The sequence below is a fragment of the Aeromonas sp. MR7 genome, from assembly GCF_963899385.1.
Taxonomy (GTDB): Bacteria; Pseudomonadota; Gammaproteobacteria; order Enterobacterales; family Aeromonadaceae; genus Aeromonas; species Aeromonas bestiarum.
Window position 1 is genome coordinate 1 of record NZ_CAWQXH010000037.1, and the last position, 294, is coordinate 294.

The 294-nt window shown below is 62.9% G+C and carries 1 pseudogene; it reads right to left on the minus strand.

What is annotated here, in order from left to right:
• Positions 1-294 (minus strand): annotated as a pseudogene (locus AACW87_RS15940) (hypothetical protein); the annotation flags it as partial.

The window sequence follows — 294 nt, forward strand, 5'->3', positions numbered from 1 at the left end:
AGCTGCCGGTCGCCGTGTCACTGCCCCCACCGATGGTCTGTGCATCCTGGGTGGTCAGGCTAATGCCACCGTCTACCACGGCATTGATGGTCACGCTCGGCACATCGTCCTCAAAGCTGATGTTGCCGCCCAAGTCCGCACTCACCGTGCCGGTCGCGGTGTCGTTGTCGCCATCCACCACCGTCACGGTTGCACTCAGCAGCACCTTGCCATTGGCCAGGCTGATGAGGCTGTTGTCGTTGCTGTTGTCCACGTCCTCCGGCTGATGATCCAGCTCCGCCGACTGGGTCAGCG